Annotated in this window: 15 protein-coding genes; 6 read left to right on the top strand and 9 right to left on the bottom strand. The window is 66.1% G+C overall.

What is annotated here, in order from left to right:
* Positions 1-82 precede the first annotated feature (82 nt).
* Complete coding sequence (locus A5790_RS00330; protein WP_231987558.1) at positions 83-490, top strand: hypothetical protein; 408 nt, start codon at positions 83-85, stop codon at positions 488-490.
* Between the two features lie 31 nt (positions 491-521).
* Entirely contained in the window at positions 522-821 is a 300-nt protein-coding gene (locus tag A5790_RS00325) for a hypothetical protein (RefSeq protein ID WP_066840441.1), read from the top strand.
* Positions 822-833: 12 nt separating this feature from the next.
* Here the strand turns inward: A5790_RS00325 and A5790_RS00320 are convergent, their stop codons facing one another.
* The 3 genes from A5790_RS00320 to A5790_RS00310 are packed head-to-tail and all read right to left on the bottom strand — an operon-like array spanning position 834 to position 2,517.
* On the bottom strand, positions 834-1,148 hold the full coding sequence (locus tag A5790_RS00320) for a hypothetical protein (RefSeq protein WP_066840439.1): 315 nt from the start codon (positions 1,146-1,148) through the stop codon (positions 834-836).
* The gene (locus A5790_RS00315) at positions 1,145-1,804 is read right to left on the bottom strand and encodes a DJ-1/PfpI family protein (protein WP_066840583.1); all 660 of its coding nucleotides are present in this window, start codon (positions 1,802-1,804) and stop codon (positions 1,145-1,147) included. Before A5790_RS00315 ends, A5790_RS00320 begins: the two co-directional genes overlap by 4 nt.
* A gap of 5 nt (positions 1,805-1,809) precedes the next feature.
* Positions 1,810-2,517, bottom strand: coding sequence for an HD domain-containing protein (locus tag A5790_RS00310; protein ID WP_231987557.1), 708 nt, complete (start codon positions 2,515-2,517; stop codon positions 1,810-1,812).
* A gap of 179 nt (positions 2,518-2,696) precedes the next feature.
* On the opposite strand from A5790_RS00310, the gene A5790_RS00305 reads away from it, so the two are divergent.
* The 3 genes from A5790_RS00305 to A5790_RS00295 all read left to right on the top strand — a co-directional run bounded on the left by A5790_RS00305 (position 2,697) and on the right by A5790_RS00295 (position 5,224).
* Positions 2,697-3,215 (top strand): hypothetical protein, encoded by a 519-nt coding sequence (locus A5790_RS00305; protein ID WP_066840579.1) that lies wholly within the window; start codon positions 2,697-2,699, stop codon positions 3,213-3,215.
* Positions 3,206-4,786: a threonine/serine exporter ThrE family protein gene (locus tag A5790_RS00300; protein WP_066840437.1), complete on the top strand. Its 1,581-nt coding sequence runs from the start codon at positions 3,206-3,208 to the stop codon at positions 4,784-4,786. Before A5790_RS00305 ends, A5790_RS00300 begins: the two co-directional genes overlap by 10 nt.
* 90 nt (positions 4,787-4,876) lie before the next feature.
* Positions 4,877-5,224: a hypothetical protein gene (locus tag A5790_RS00295; RefSeq protein ID WP_066840577.1), complete on the top strand. Its 348-nt coding sequence runs from the start codon at positions 4,877-4,879 to the stop codon at positions 5,222-5,224.
* Positions 5,225-5,234: 10 nt separating this feature from the next.
* On the opposite strand, the gene A5790_RS00290 is transcribed toward A5790_RS00295, so the two are convergent.
* Positions 5,235-5,867 (bottom strand): FKBP-type peptidyl-prolyl cis-trans isomerase, encoded by a 633-nt coding sequence (locus A5790_RS00290; protein WP_369816235.1) that lies wholly within the window; start codon positions 5,865-5,867, stop codon positions 5,235-5,237.
* Positions 5,868-6,049: 182 nt separating this feature from the next.
* Here A5790_RS00290 and A5790_RS00285 point away from each other — a divergent pair, with 182 nt between their 5' ends.
* Entirely contained in the window at positions 6,050-7,390 is a 1,341-nt protein-coding gene (locus A5790_RS00285) for an NAD(P)/FAD-dependent oxidoreductase (RefSeq protein WP_066840436.1), read from the top strand.
* Here the strand turns inward: A5790_RS00285 and A5790_RS00280 are convergent.
* From A5790_RS00280 to A5790_RS00260, 5 genes are all read right to left on the bottom strand, one after another.
* Complete coding sequence (locus A5790_RS00280) at positions 7,384-8,298, bottom strand: MBL fold metallo-hydrolase (protein WP_066840434.1); 915 nt, start codon at positions 8,296-8,298, stop codon at positions 7,384-7,386. The genes A5790_RS00285 and A5790_RS00280 overlap by 7 nt on opposite strands.
* Before the next feature lie 140 nt (positions 8,299-8,438).
* Positions 8,439-9,323, bottom strand: coding sequence for an alpha/beta fold hydrolase (locus tag A5790_RS00275; RefSeq protein WP_231987556.1), 885 nt, complete (start codon positions 9,321-9,323; stop codon positions 8,439-8,441).
* A gap of 20 nt (positions 9,324-9,343) precedes the next feature.
* The gene (locus A5790_RS00270; RefSeq protein ID WP_066840430.1) at positions 9,344-10,165 is read right to left on the bottom strand and encodes a hypothetical protein; all 822 of its coding nucleotides are present in this window, start codon (positions 10,163-10,165) and stop codon (positions 9,344-9,346) included.
* A 142-nt stretch (positions 10,166-10,307) separates the two neighbouring features.
* Positions 10,308-10,985, bottom strand: coding sequence for a TetR/AcrR family transcriptional regulator (locus A5790_RS00265; RefSeq protein WP_066840429.1), 678 nt, complete (start codon positions 10,983-10,985; stop codon positions 10,308-10,310).
* Entirely contained in the window at positions 10,978-12,228 is a 1,251-nt protein-coding gene (locus tag A5790_RS00260) for a cytochrome P450 (RefSeq protein ID WP_066840573.1), read from the bottom strand. The genes A5790_RS00265 and A5790_RS00260 overlap by 8 nt, the downstream gene beginning before the upstream one ends.
* Positions 12,229-12,245 lie beyond the last annotated feature (17 nt).

The raw sequence follows: 12,245 nt of genomic DNA, 5'->3' as shown, positions 1-12,245 counted from the left end.
GTTGGGATCGGTAGCCGACCGAATTTCGTGTACTTGCCTCGACGACGGCCATCGAGCGCCGCACCGAGCAAGAGGGCGAAACATGACCACACCTCACACATCGAAGCGAATCCTCGGCGCGGCATTGATGTCGTTCGCGATCACGAGCGCCGGCTTCGGGTCGCTGGCGGACACGGCCCAAGCGCTGCCCGGCGGGCCGGCGCCGCAGCAAGCGTGGCCCGGATGTCCGGACGAGAATCCGTCGGGGCCCTGCCGGTGGTGCCCGGGTGATCCGCCGGTGCAGACCGGGAATCTGCGGGTGAATCCGGTGGTATGGGACAACAGCGTGTGCCACACGTATTGGTACGTCTACCACGGGCAGGGCAACGTGGCGCAGAACATCTTCGAAGGCGAGGCGCCACCACCACCGCCGCCACCACCGCCCGGCTTCACCCCGCCCCTTCCGCCGGGCTGGTGCTGGTCGCTGTTCATCCCCGGGCCGTGCCCGTAAAGCAGGATTCGCCCGGAGCTAGTATCGGCCGATGGGTGAGCCCCAGCTGACCGATGACGGCCACTTCCTCGTCATCAACGGTCGCCGGTGGCGCGCCACCGATCCGGCCATACCCGAGGATCGGCGCGCGGAGTTGACCCGGATACTCATGGCGTGGCGCCGAGAAGTGCGCCGCACCAAGGGAACTGCAGACGAGCAGACCGCGCGGGCCGGTGTGCACGCGGTCAAGGTCGCGTTGGGTGAGCGGGGCTCGCCGCCGTGGTGGGAGCAGACCGACGAGCAGCGACGCCGGCGGTGGCAGGCGAACGTAGCACCGCCAGAAGACGGCTGACACGGTCGTCCGTCAGGCGCGTCGCACCCCGGAGACCGCCGAGCGCGGCAGCCGTCCCGCACGCGAGTGACCGGTCAGGTGGTCGCCGTGCACCTGCACATCGAACTCGAGTTTGAGCCTCATCGGTTTGGTCACCGTCTGCCGCCATGTGACCCGTTGTCCGTCAACGTCTTCGACCAGAGTGATGTCGCTCAGCGGCACGCGTTCTGAGTTGCTCTGCGCGGTGCCGGTGATCGCACCGTTTTGTTCGACGAAGCTGTACACCACTTCCAAGGTTCCGACCGGTGTTTTGATGCGCACATCCCAGTCGCCGACGACGCTCGTCATGCCGAGGCTTTCGGTGCGCGCCCGGTGTCGGTCCAGACGGTGCCCCGCCGCTCGTAGGCGAACAACTCCTCGACGGCCAATGCGATGCGCGGACCGTAGCTTCGGTCGAGCAGATGGAGCGCGAGGTCCAGCCCCGACGTGACGCCGCCTGCGGTGACCAGGTCATCGTCGTCGACGACCCTGGCCGCCACCGGAATTGCGCCTGTCGCGTGGAGCACGTCCACACCGAGATGGTGGGTGGTGGCGTGGCGGCCGTCGAGCAGGCCCGCCATCGCCAGCGCGAGCGACCCACCGCATACGGTCGCGACCGTGATGCTCGGATTGGCGAAGGCTTTACGCATCATCGGCACCGCGGCGGTCTCGCCGAAACGGGCGAGCAGGACGGGGATGGTCGCGACGCCCTCATCGGGGTCGCCGTCGGTAGGGCCTGCCGCGCCGGGCACGATCACGAAACCCGGCTTGGCGGGGTCGAGTCGGGCGGTCGCATTCAACGTCAGCCCCCGCGAACCGCTGACTACCGGCCGCGGACCCTCGGCCGAGACGAACTCGACTTCCAGTTCGCCTGCGACGAAGTCGCTGCCCGCGACGAGCACTTCGTACGGGGCGACGGCGTCGAGTGGGTCGAAGCCGTCGAACAACACGATCTGTGCATGCATCGGCGTCATGGGATACTCGCGTCGCCGCGCAACGGCTGATCGCCCCACCCGGACGCGCGCACGAAATCGAAGAACGAGAACGACGACCCGTTGATCAGTTCGTGCAAGTGCGCGGGAAACGAGAACGGGGGAGCCTTCATCGGGTTGAGGCGCACATCGCGGGCCACGGCGTCGGCGATCGCGTACCCCAGGTCGTGACGTGGCCACGCGGCATGGACCCGGTCGGCGAAGCCGGGGGAGAGCAGGTGTGTGTCCATGCCGTTGATGTCGAGGGCGATTCCGTTGAAGACCACCGCCTGCTCGGGCCCGAACCGGTTCGCCAACCCGGCGCTGGTGTGAAGTGCGATCGCCTGCCACACCGTCGTGATCCGATCGCCCGAAAGCCCGTGTCGGCGAAGGAAGTCCGCCGCCGCATCGGCCCCCTCCACCTCGAATCGCTGATCACCCCTGCCGGCATCCGTGACACCCAGGTCGTGCAGGAGACAGGCGAGGAAGACGAGTTCGTCGTCGTAGTCGGTACCGCTGCGCATACCCTGGCCCGAGGCGATCTCGCGCGCGAACAGATAACTGCGGACACAGTGGTTGATGAGGAAATCCGGGGAGACGTCGATGACGTATCGCATTGCTTCCGAGCAGATTTCGGTATCGGGTAGGGCCCAGCTGTCCGTGTCGGCTTTCGCGTCGGCCAGCGTGGCCATGTCTTCGGTGCGCATGCCTTGACAGTGCCCGGTTCCCGACATGCCCGACTAGTGGCAAAGTAGCCAAGATTCAACGGAATCTGGCCACTCCTGCCTGACGGGATGGTCGGTGGCTGCCGACAGAATACGGCTGTGGCACAGACAGATACGCTCAGTTCGCTTCGCCCGCACCATGGGTGGCTATCGTGAGTTGGATGCAGGGCTGGACCGCCGCGGCGGCCTTCGGACGCTCGGACTGCGAGCGCATTGGCGACGCGATGCTTGGCCAACCCGTCCTCGCTCTCACCAGCCTGGCGTACGTGGCCGTGGGGATAGCCGTCCTGTGCTGGGCCCTAGGCGGTAGAGCGGTGCTGGCGGGAGCCGCAGGAGTGGCGCTGGTGGCTGTCGGCTTCGGCAGCTTCGTCTTTCACGGACCTCAACCGCACTGGGCGGGACCGGTGCACTACTGGCCGATTGTCGGCCTTGCGGCGGTGTGTGTGATCGGGGTGGTCGGCAGCGCGCGAGGGCGGCGCTCGGTGTGGGTCGCGGCTGCAGTGGTCTTCGCGCTCGGCCTGGCCGCCTATGCCGCCGGGCGCACGGGCTCGCCGCTGTGCCGGCCCGACAGCCTGTGGCAGTACCACGGCCTCTGGCATGTGTTGTCGGGCGCCGCAGCGGGATTAGCCGCCTGGGCCATGATGCCCGCTCGTCAGTATCGTTCACGTCGATGCCGTTAGATCGAACACCGCGTGGCCGCGTCCGCCGCGGCTTACGCAATGCGCTGCGCGGCCCGCGCGATCCGGCGCCGGTCGCGGGTCAGCGGCGCCGCCGTTCCGACGGGATGGGCGACCTGCACACCCGCAAGGTGCTCGATCTGACGATCCGCCTCGCCGAGGTGATGCTGTCTTCGGGCTCGGGCACCGCCGACGTCGTCGCGACCGCCCAGGACGTCGCCCAGGCATATCGACTGACCGACTGTGTCGTCGACATCTTCGTCACCACCGTCATCGTGTCCGCTCTGCCGACCGCGGACAGCCCACCCGTCACCATCGTTCGAGCAGTGCACGCCCGGTCGACGGACTACACGCGACTGGGAGAACTCGACCGGCTGGTTCAGCGGATCACCTCCGGAGGTGTGACGGTCGATCAAGCTCACGAGGCGATGGACGAGTTGACCGAGCGGCCGCACCCCTACCCACGGTGGCTCGCGACCGCGGGCTGGGCGGGTTTCGCTCTGGGCATCGCCATGCTTCTCGGTGGTGGCTGGTTGACCTGCATCCTGGCCGCAGTCACGTCGGGGGTCATCGACCAGGTGGGGCGACGGCTGAATCGCTGGGGTACGCCGTTCTTCTTCCAACACGTCGCTGGCGCGGCGATCGCGACCTCGGTCGCCGTGGCGGCCTTTTTGTATGCCGATATCGGACCGACGGTCATGGTGGCCACCGGCATCGTGGTGCTGCTGTCAGGTTTGACGTTCGTCGGCGCGATGCAGGACGCGGTGACCGGCTACATGCTGACCTCGCTCGCCCGGTTGGGCGAAGCGGTGTTGCTGACATCGGGGATCGTCGTGGGCATCCTCGCCGGCCTGCAGATCGCGGAGATCGCCGGCGTGACCATCTCGCTGCATGTCGATGCGACCGAATCGTTCATCGCGCCGAGCGGGGGGGTACGGATCGCGGTCGCGGTGTTCGGCGCGGCGCTGGCGGGCGCCTGCCTGACCGTGGCGAGCTATGCGCCGTTGCGGGCCATCCTCACCGCAGGGCTTGCAGCCGGACTCGCCGAGGCGGTCCTGATAGCCCTGGGCAATGCGGGGTTCGGTCAGGTGTTCGCGAGTGGTGCCGCGGCGGTGGGTGTCGGTCTGGTCGCCACGTTGATCTCGATCCGTCGGCAAGCACCTGCCTTGGTGACGGCCACCGCGGGGATCATGCCGATGCTGCCGGGCCTGGCGGTGTTTCGCGCGGTATTCTCCTTTGCCGTCGACGGCAACTTCGACAACGGCCTCCGGCAGATGATGTCGGCGATCGCGATCGCGCTGGCCCTGGGCAGTGGCGTGGTGCTGGGTGAGTTCATCGGCTCGCCGCTGCGCTACCGGGCCGGCCGGATCGGCGACTTCGTCCGCAAGGAAGGGCCACCCGGGCTGCGTCGTGCTGTCGGGCGCGTCGTGCACCTGCTGCCGGCCGAGGATCAGCCGTCGGAGATCATCCCGCGGACGCGCAGTGTCGCGCTGCAACCGAAGCCGACGGGGGACACACAGGAAGAAACCGAGGACAGCGACGCGTCGGACCGCGACGAGAGCCGCGAGCCGTAGTAGATACAGACACGCCCTGGGTTTGGCCGCAGCAAATGCTGGCTATAAATTCGAAGCATCGGATTCGCGACTACCGCTGGAGGCATGCTCATGAGGTTTTCCAAGACCACGCTGGCTGCCATTGCAGGCGGACTGACAGCGGCGACTCTAGGCCTGACCGCTCCGGCAAGCGCCCAGCCGTCTCCACCGCCGCCCCCACCGCCGATGCTGGCCGCGGAGGCCCCCAATCCTTATGCACCGCCTCCGCCCGGTGTGGCTCCGCCGCCGGCGCGGCCGATGGCCGGGGAACCGGTTCCGTCGTGGGCACCGCGGAAGCCCGCTGAGTTCTGGCTCGGCGAGCCCGTCGTGTGGCACTCGGGCTGGGGCGGACGCTGGGGCGTGTGGAAGAACGGCGCCTTCATCCACCTGTCGAAGAACCCGGTCACCGCCGGCGGCTGACCGCTACGGGTCAGCTCGAGGCGTCGAGGATCTTGATGGCGAAGATGAGTGAGTCGCCGGGTTGGATCCCCGCGGCGGGCTGACCTTCGGGGTAGCCGTCGGCAGACGTCATCGCCACGGCGACCGTCGACCCCACCTTCTGTCCGGCGATAGCCTTCTGGAAGCCGGGCACGACCCCGTCGAGCGGGAAGTCCACCGGCATGCCGCGCTCGTAGCTGTTGTCGAACACGGACCCGTCGCGTCCGTTGACGCCCATGTAGCAGACGAAAACGGTGGCCGTCTCGGAGACGACCGGTCCGTCACCGGGCTTCAACGTCTGCACCTGGGTCTCGGACACGCTGAACGGCGGCTGCACGTTGATCAGCGGTGCCGTCGAGTCGGTGGATCCGGTGACGGCTACGCTGCCCGTCTCGCCATTGAGGGTCCACTCGGGAGTGCCACCGAACTGCGGCGGGGCCGTCGGGCACATCGCGCTGGCGGGATCGCCCGTCTCGACGGGTGGGGGGATGAACTCGTCGGCCAGAGAGGACGTGCTCGTCGAGGACGTCGTAGTGGTCGATGACGCTTCCGTGTCCGAGCCGCACGCCGCAAGAGCCAGAACCATCGATGCGGTGCAGGCGAACAGTCCGACGGGAAGAGACACACGCGAGGATTTCACGGTCGCCACGCTACAGACAGCGGCGCTGACGGTGCTCCGGTGGTGCTTGGGGGTCTGACCGCGGATGTGCGTTGTGATACGGCTGGCACTGCGCGTCGCGGATGAAACGGCACTCTCGGCCGCTCTCTGTGCGACGGTAGGGATACAGCCTGCCGAAGAGGGGCGCGATGGCGACGCGAGCAGCGGTCGTGTGTGGAGCGAGCATCGGGGGACTGCTCGCTGCGAGAGTGCTGGCAGACGCGTACGACTCGGTGACCGTCGTGGAACGCGACAAGCTGCCCGTCGACGTGTCGCATCGGGCGGGCGTGCCTCAGAGTCACCACCTGCACATGATGACGAGTGCGGGTTTGAAGATCCTCGAGGAGATGCTTCCCGGCGCTACGACGGAGTTGAAAGCGGCGGGCGCACCGATCATCGACACGCACACCCTGTCGGCGGTGTACGTCGAGGTCCGTGGGCATGCGCTGTGTCGGACGGCGGCATTGGCCGACCCTGACGCCATGCCTGTGCAGCCGGCCAGCAGGCCGCTGCTGGAATCAGTTGTCCGCGAAAGGGTTCACGCACTGCCCAACGTCACGGTGCTCGACGGCCACGACGTCGTCGAGCCCGTGTTGAGCGATCGTGCGGTACGCGGTGTTCGTATCAGCGACCGGGCTGGGTCACGGCGGCAGACGTTGCCCGCCGATCTCGTGGTCGACGCGTCGGGGCGCTCGGCGCGTACACCGGCCTTCCTTGCGGCGCATGGCTTCACACGTCCCGTCGAGCGGTCGTATCGGGTGCAGCTCAGCTACGCCAGTCAGTTGTTTCACATGACGCCGGGGGCGCTGGACGACAAGGTGGTTTTCGTCAGCCCGACGCTGCAACGCCCAACTGGCGTCGGAATGCTCGCCTACGAGAACGACACGATGATCGTGACGCTGATAGGTGTCGCTGGGCACAGGCTGCCCACCGAGCTGCCGGAGGTGTTGGCCGCTGTGGCCGAATGCGTGCCCCCGCATATCGGCGAAGCGCTTCACGACGCCGAACCGCTGGGGGAGACGCATCATCGCCAGTTTCCGACCAGCGTATGGCGCCGCTACGACAGGGCGTCCTCATTTCCTCAGGGGCTGTTGGTGATTGGGGACGCGGTATGCAGCTTGAACCCGATGTACGGCCAGGGCATGACATCGGCGCTGATGCAGGCTCGCAGCCTTCGACAGACCCTTGCCTCCAACGGTGAACCGTCGAGTCAAGACTATTTTCGCGATGTTGCACGGCGGCTGGCTCCTCTTTGGTGGGCCAACCGGCTCAACGACTTCGGCTTCACCCCGGCGAGCCGATGGAGGTCATGGCCGCAGCGTGGGTTCAACAGCTACACCACCGCCTACATGGCCGCCGCATCGACTGACATGGCGCTCACCGAAACGTTCCTGCGCATGCTGCAAGGCGTGGACCCCGGGACGAGCCTCGTGCGCCCCAGACAAGTCGCGCGGGTCGTCGGTCACGCACGGCGGCGCTCTCGTCAGTAGTCCCACACGGTGGGCACGCACCGGAAGACGTCGCCGGCGGTCGCTACGTGGCAGACCGACGGGAACGGCAGGTGAGTGGCCACCAGGGACTCACCGGTCGCGGCCAGTTCCCGGAGAAGTTCGATCCGTACGCGGGCCGACTCTTCTGGGTCGTGTTCGAAGCCGTTGTGCCACTCTGGGTTATCGAAGCCCGGGGCGAAGACGGCGTCGCCGGCGAACGTCAGCCGGTCACCGCCCGAGTCGAGGCGGACGATGGCATGACCCGGCGTGTGACCTCCCGTGCGGGCGACGAGCACTCCGGGCGCCAATTCGTACTCCGACTCGAAGGTCCGCATGTGACCGCGGTACTCATCGAGGAACCGCCCGGCGATCGACCGGAGCGCGTCCGGAACGGGAGCGGGCATGTCGGTGTGGGAGAAGTCGGGCGCCTCCCAGAACTCGGCCTCGGCGGCCGCAACGTGGACCTGCAGGTCGGGACGCAACCGTTCCTTCAGGCCCTTCGTGAGCAGCCCGCCCACGTGGTCCATATGCAGGTGGGTGAGCACCACGTCGGTCACCGCCGAGGGGTCGATACCGGCGGCTTCCAGACGATGGACGGTCTGCCCGGCCCGCGGAAAGTCCGGGAACTCTACGCCGAGCCCGGCGTCGACCAGGATGGTCCGACCAGCGGTGCGCACCACGACAACGTTGAGGGGCCAGGCGAGGACGTCTCTGGGAAGGAACCGGTCGTCGAGCCAACTCCCGAACTCGGTCGGGTCGGCGTTGGTCGCCATCGTCCTGGCCGTGATCGGGAGCACCCCATCGCTGATCACCAGCACCTCGATGTCGCCGACCTGCACCGCGTACCGCGATGGAACCAACTCGTCGAAGTTCGTCGTACCCAAGTCCGAGATGCTGTCCACGCTCATGGCTGTCCTCCTGATGGCGTTGCCGATGACAAGGCGGATGACCTGTCTGGGTTATGGAACGCTTCACGACAGCGGGATTTATCCATGCCGAGTAGCCGGCCGAGTTCTTTGGCGAGCGCGGTGAGGCCGAACGCCACCCGCTACGCGCCGCAGCTGTGTTCGATCACAAAATCGCGAATGCAGGCGTTGACCTGATCAGGCACCTCGGCGGGCAGGGCGTGTGACGTGTTGAGCCACAGGCGGTACTGCCAATGGGGAACGACCGAGCGGATCCGCTGAACCGCCTTGGTCGAATCGTGAACTGTGTCGCTGGCCAGGAGGACCTGTACGGGAACGCGCACGGCACGTAGCAGACGGTCGCTCGCGAACCTCAACGCCGGTGTGCGGACCGGCGGTCCAAAGGTGGCGAAGCCAGACGCGAACAGCCCGGCGAGCGTGTCGATTGGGCTTCCCGGTTCGGCGTGGCCGGTCACCCATACTGCAGCACGTTGAGCGCGCACAGAGTTCGGCCGCCCCAGCAGGACTGCGAGGTTCCGCCAGAACTTCGCGGAGAGCCGTGCGACCGTGCTAGCCGGATCGACCAGCGTGACCGTCGCGACCCGAGACGGAAGTCGTGCGGCAGTATGCGTGGTGAGCCAACCTCCATACGAGTGACCCACCAGATGCACATCATGCAATCCCAGCCCTTGCAGGACCGCGTCGATGGCGAGTGCGCAATCCGCCGGTGTCAGCATTGTTTTCGACTGAACGCTCGCGCCGGGTTGGCCCAGCATGTCGATCGTGTACACGGAGAAGTCATCTGCCAACGGCGCGACTTGTTCCCACCACATAGCCGAGGTGAGGTAGAAGCCGTGGATCAAGACGACGGGTACACGGCCGCGCGAGCCATGTTGGTACACCCGCACGGTGCCGAATGGTGTCCACACATCGTGAACCCCTTCCGGACGCGGGCTCAGGGCACGGGCGTCGTCGTAGACCGCAAGATAGCGTCGCCGCGCATCCGCGTTCCTGAATCCGGCGTCCACCAGAGTCAAGAGAATAGGGATCAGCGCGGTGCGGTGACGACGAGCTCGTGATCGCCTGCCGCCCAGGCAGATTCGAATACGTCGGTGGTCACATGCTCGCCGCGCGTGTCGTCGCCGCCACTGTCGCCGAGATAGACGGCGTCGTTGTCGTAATCGATGGCGGCGACGGTGACCAGGTGACCGCATCCTGTCCGGTCACCGTCTCCATCCCAGATGGTGGTGGAGTTCACGCACACAATCGCCTGTCGCCCGTCGCCTAGATAGTCCGCCAACGCGTCCATACCGGTGGCGAGTCCACCCTTGGCGGCCGTGTCGTCGTTGGTGTAGTCGGCTTTGATCCCGTAGTGCTTGAGCAGGAGCAGGAGGTCGGTCGTGCAGGTGCCATGGCCGACACCGCCATCACTGGGATCGATGCTTTCGTCATACACCGGCTCACCCGGGTCGCAATCGCTTGGCGTCTTAGCGGCGAGGTCGATGATCTCCCGCTCGGTGGGCGGCGCCCCGGTCAGCTCGCCGACCACCATGCGGGTGGCCATCAACCCGCAGTCGCTTTCGGTTTGTTCCTCCCAATAGTGCAGGGCGGCCGCAGGATCTCCGTAGACGCCGCCGGTGATCTCGGGCTGGCCATCGCCGTCCTCGTCTTTGACGATCGGTTGAGCCTGTTGATCTTCTGGATTCGCCTCAGCTTGTCGAGCCGCCGTTGATTCGTCGGCCGTTGCCGCCGGGGTCTCCTCGGGCTCGGTTCCACCACCGCAGCCGGCCCCGGCAACGATGGTCAAACTGGCGATAACGGTTGCGGCGAACGCCTTCCGGCTTCGCGCGCGTTGCTGGCGAAGTTGCACTTCGCGAAGCTAGCAGATGCCTGTGAGTTTCCTGGGCATTATTGACGTGCCTGTTGCGGACCTCGAGGTAACCATCCGCAAACGGCAACGTACCTATATCTGGTCGTGTCTCGCGGAAGAGGTGGAAGTCATCAGGCTGTTATCACGAAGACGACGTGCGCCCTCGGGCTTCACCGCGCCCGCCCGACGGGGGTCGACGATCGTCCGTCGACAGCGCCGTGATTCGTGGATAGAGGATCGCTGGGCCAAGCCATCGAGCTACGAAGCCACGCAGTGCGGCACCCTTACGAATCGGCTGCCCAGGATCGGTCAGCATGGACTGCACTGTGCGCAAGGTCATCTCGGCGAGATCTTCAAGAACGGCGCTGTCAAAGCCGTGAAGCTGCCAGTCCACATCGAGCCGGCGAAAGAATGACAGGCAGAATGCCTTTGCGGTATCGGAGGTCAACGAGGTGACAGCTTCCCCGTCCTGCCGCCGGCTCAGTAGGTTTTCCAGCTGGGGATCGCCGGTGAGGGTTTCGACCGCGAACGACACGCATTCGACGAGTGCCGTGACGGGGTCGTTGACACCGCTGACGTGCTCGACAACCTGATCGATGAATCCGTCGACGGCACGCATCGCGCTGGCGATGAGTAACGCGTCAGCATTGGGGAAGTAGCGGTACACCGTTTGGCGTGTGACCCCGAGCCGGCGAGCGACGTCGGCAAGGCGTATCGCTGGTCCGTGCTCAGCGACCACTTCGTCGACCGCGTCCAGGATTCGGGCAATCGCTTCCTCGTCTGAGCTGGGTGTCGCGCCTGCCCAGCCGCGGCTACGCATGCGCGGTCGCAATCCTTGCGCTGGTGAATTCGATCTGAAGCGTTAGCGGACCAGTCATTCCCAACAAGGATTTCCACGGCGCCGGACCAACGCGGCGGGGTGCATCGAGACGGCGGGTGAGGACCACAAGTGCCTCCGCCAGCTCACGGCGCGCAAGATTGGCCCCCAGACAATAGTGGGCACCGCCGCCAAAAGTCAGAATTGGCGGTACGTCTCTGCGGGTGATGTCAAACCGCTCAGCATCGCGATAGATCGCTGGGTCACGATTGGCTGCAAAGGTATTCACCAGTATGAAGGTCCCTGCCGGGAACAGGTAGCCGCCAAACTCGACATCCTCGGTCGCGGCCCGCGGCACGATACTGGCCGCCGGTGAGTGGCGCATGCTCTCCTCGACAGCCTGCATCGCGAGCTCCGGTTGCTCACGAAGCGCCATCCACTGATCGGGGTGCTCGCAGAGCACCTGGACCGAGGCGGCCAGTTGATTGCGCGTGGTGTCCGTTCCCGCCATCAGGAAGCCGGCCACCAACATCCGGAGTTCGTCGAGATTCAGCCGGTCTCCGTCGCTTTCGGCGCGAATGAGTTCGGAGAGCAGATCATCGGTGAGGCTGTGTCGACGGGCGGCGACCATGTCGTCGACGTAAGCGTCCAATTCGCCCCACGCCCGCATGATCGCGGACTCGTCGAAGTTGGCGTCGGGCTGGAAGGTGAGGGCCTTGAAAACCTCTTCAGTCCAATCTGCGAACAGGTGCCAATCCTCCCGAGGTGCACCGATGAGCGCGCACATGATCGGAGTGGGGTAGGGACGCGCAAGGTCGGTCACGACGTCGCAGTGTCCGGCGTCCGCCACCCGGTCGATCAGCGCGTTCACCACCTCCTGGATGGTGTCTTGAAGCCGCGACGTCGCGCGCGGAGTGAACGCTTTCGACACGAGTTTGCGTAGACGTATATGAGGTGCGCCGTCCAGTCCCAGGAGGCTGTTCGCCATCTTGTCGAACAAAGGACCCGACGTGATGCCCTGTGAGGCCAGAGTGATGCCGGGCGGAAGCCGAAATCTGCTGTCGCGCAGGATCTCGCGGGAAAGTTCATATGACAGGATTTCCGGCCCGAAGGGACCGATGGCGATGGGTGCACGTGCCTGCGCCGCTCGGACATCGTCGAGGATGTCGTGCGGCGTGGCAGTGAGACCGTAGCTGAAGGCGGGAAGGGCCGCGTCGAAGACATTGGGAGCGCTGGTCACGGTCATCAGAAGCGACTTTCCCG

Source organism: Mycobacterium sp. 852002-51152_SCH6134967, assembly GCF_001667105.1.
GTDB lineage: Bacteria > Actinomycetota > Actinomycetes > Mycobacteriales > Mycobacteriaceae > Mycobacterium > Mycobacterium neumannii_A.
The sequence above is the reverse complement of the archived record's forward strand: the minus strand, read 5'-3'. Positions and strand labels throughout refer to the sequence as shown.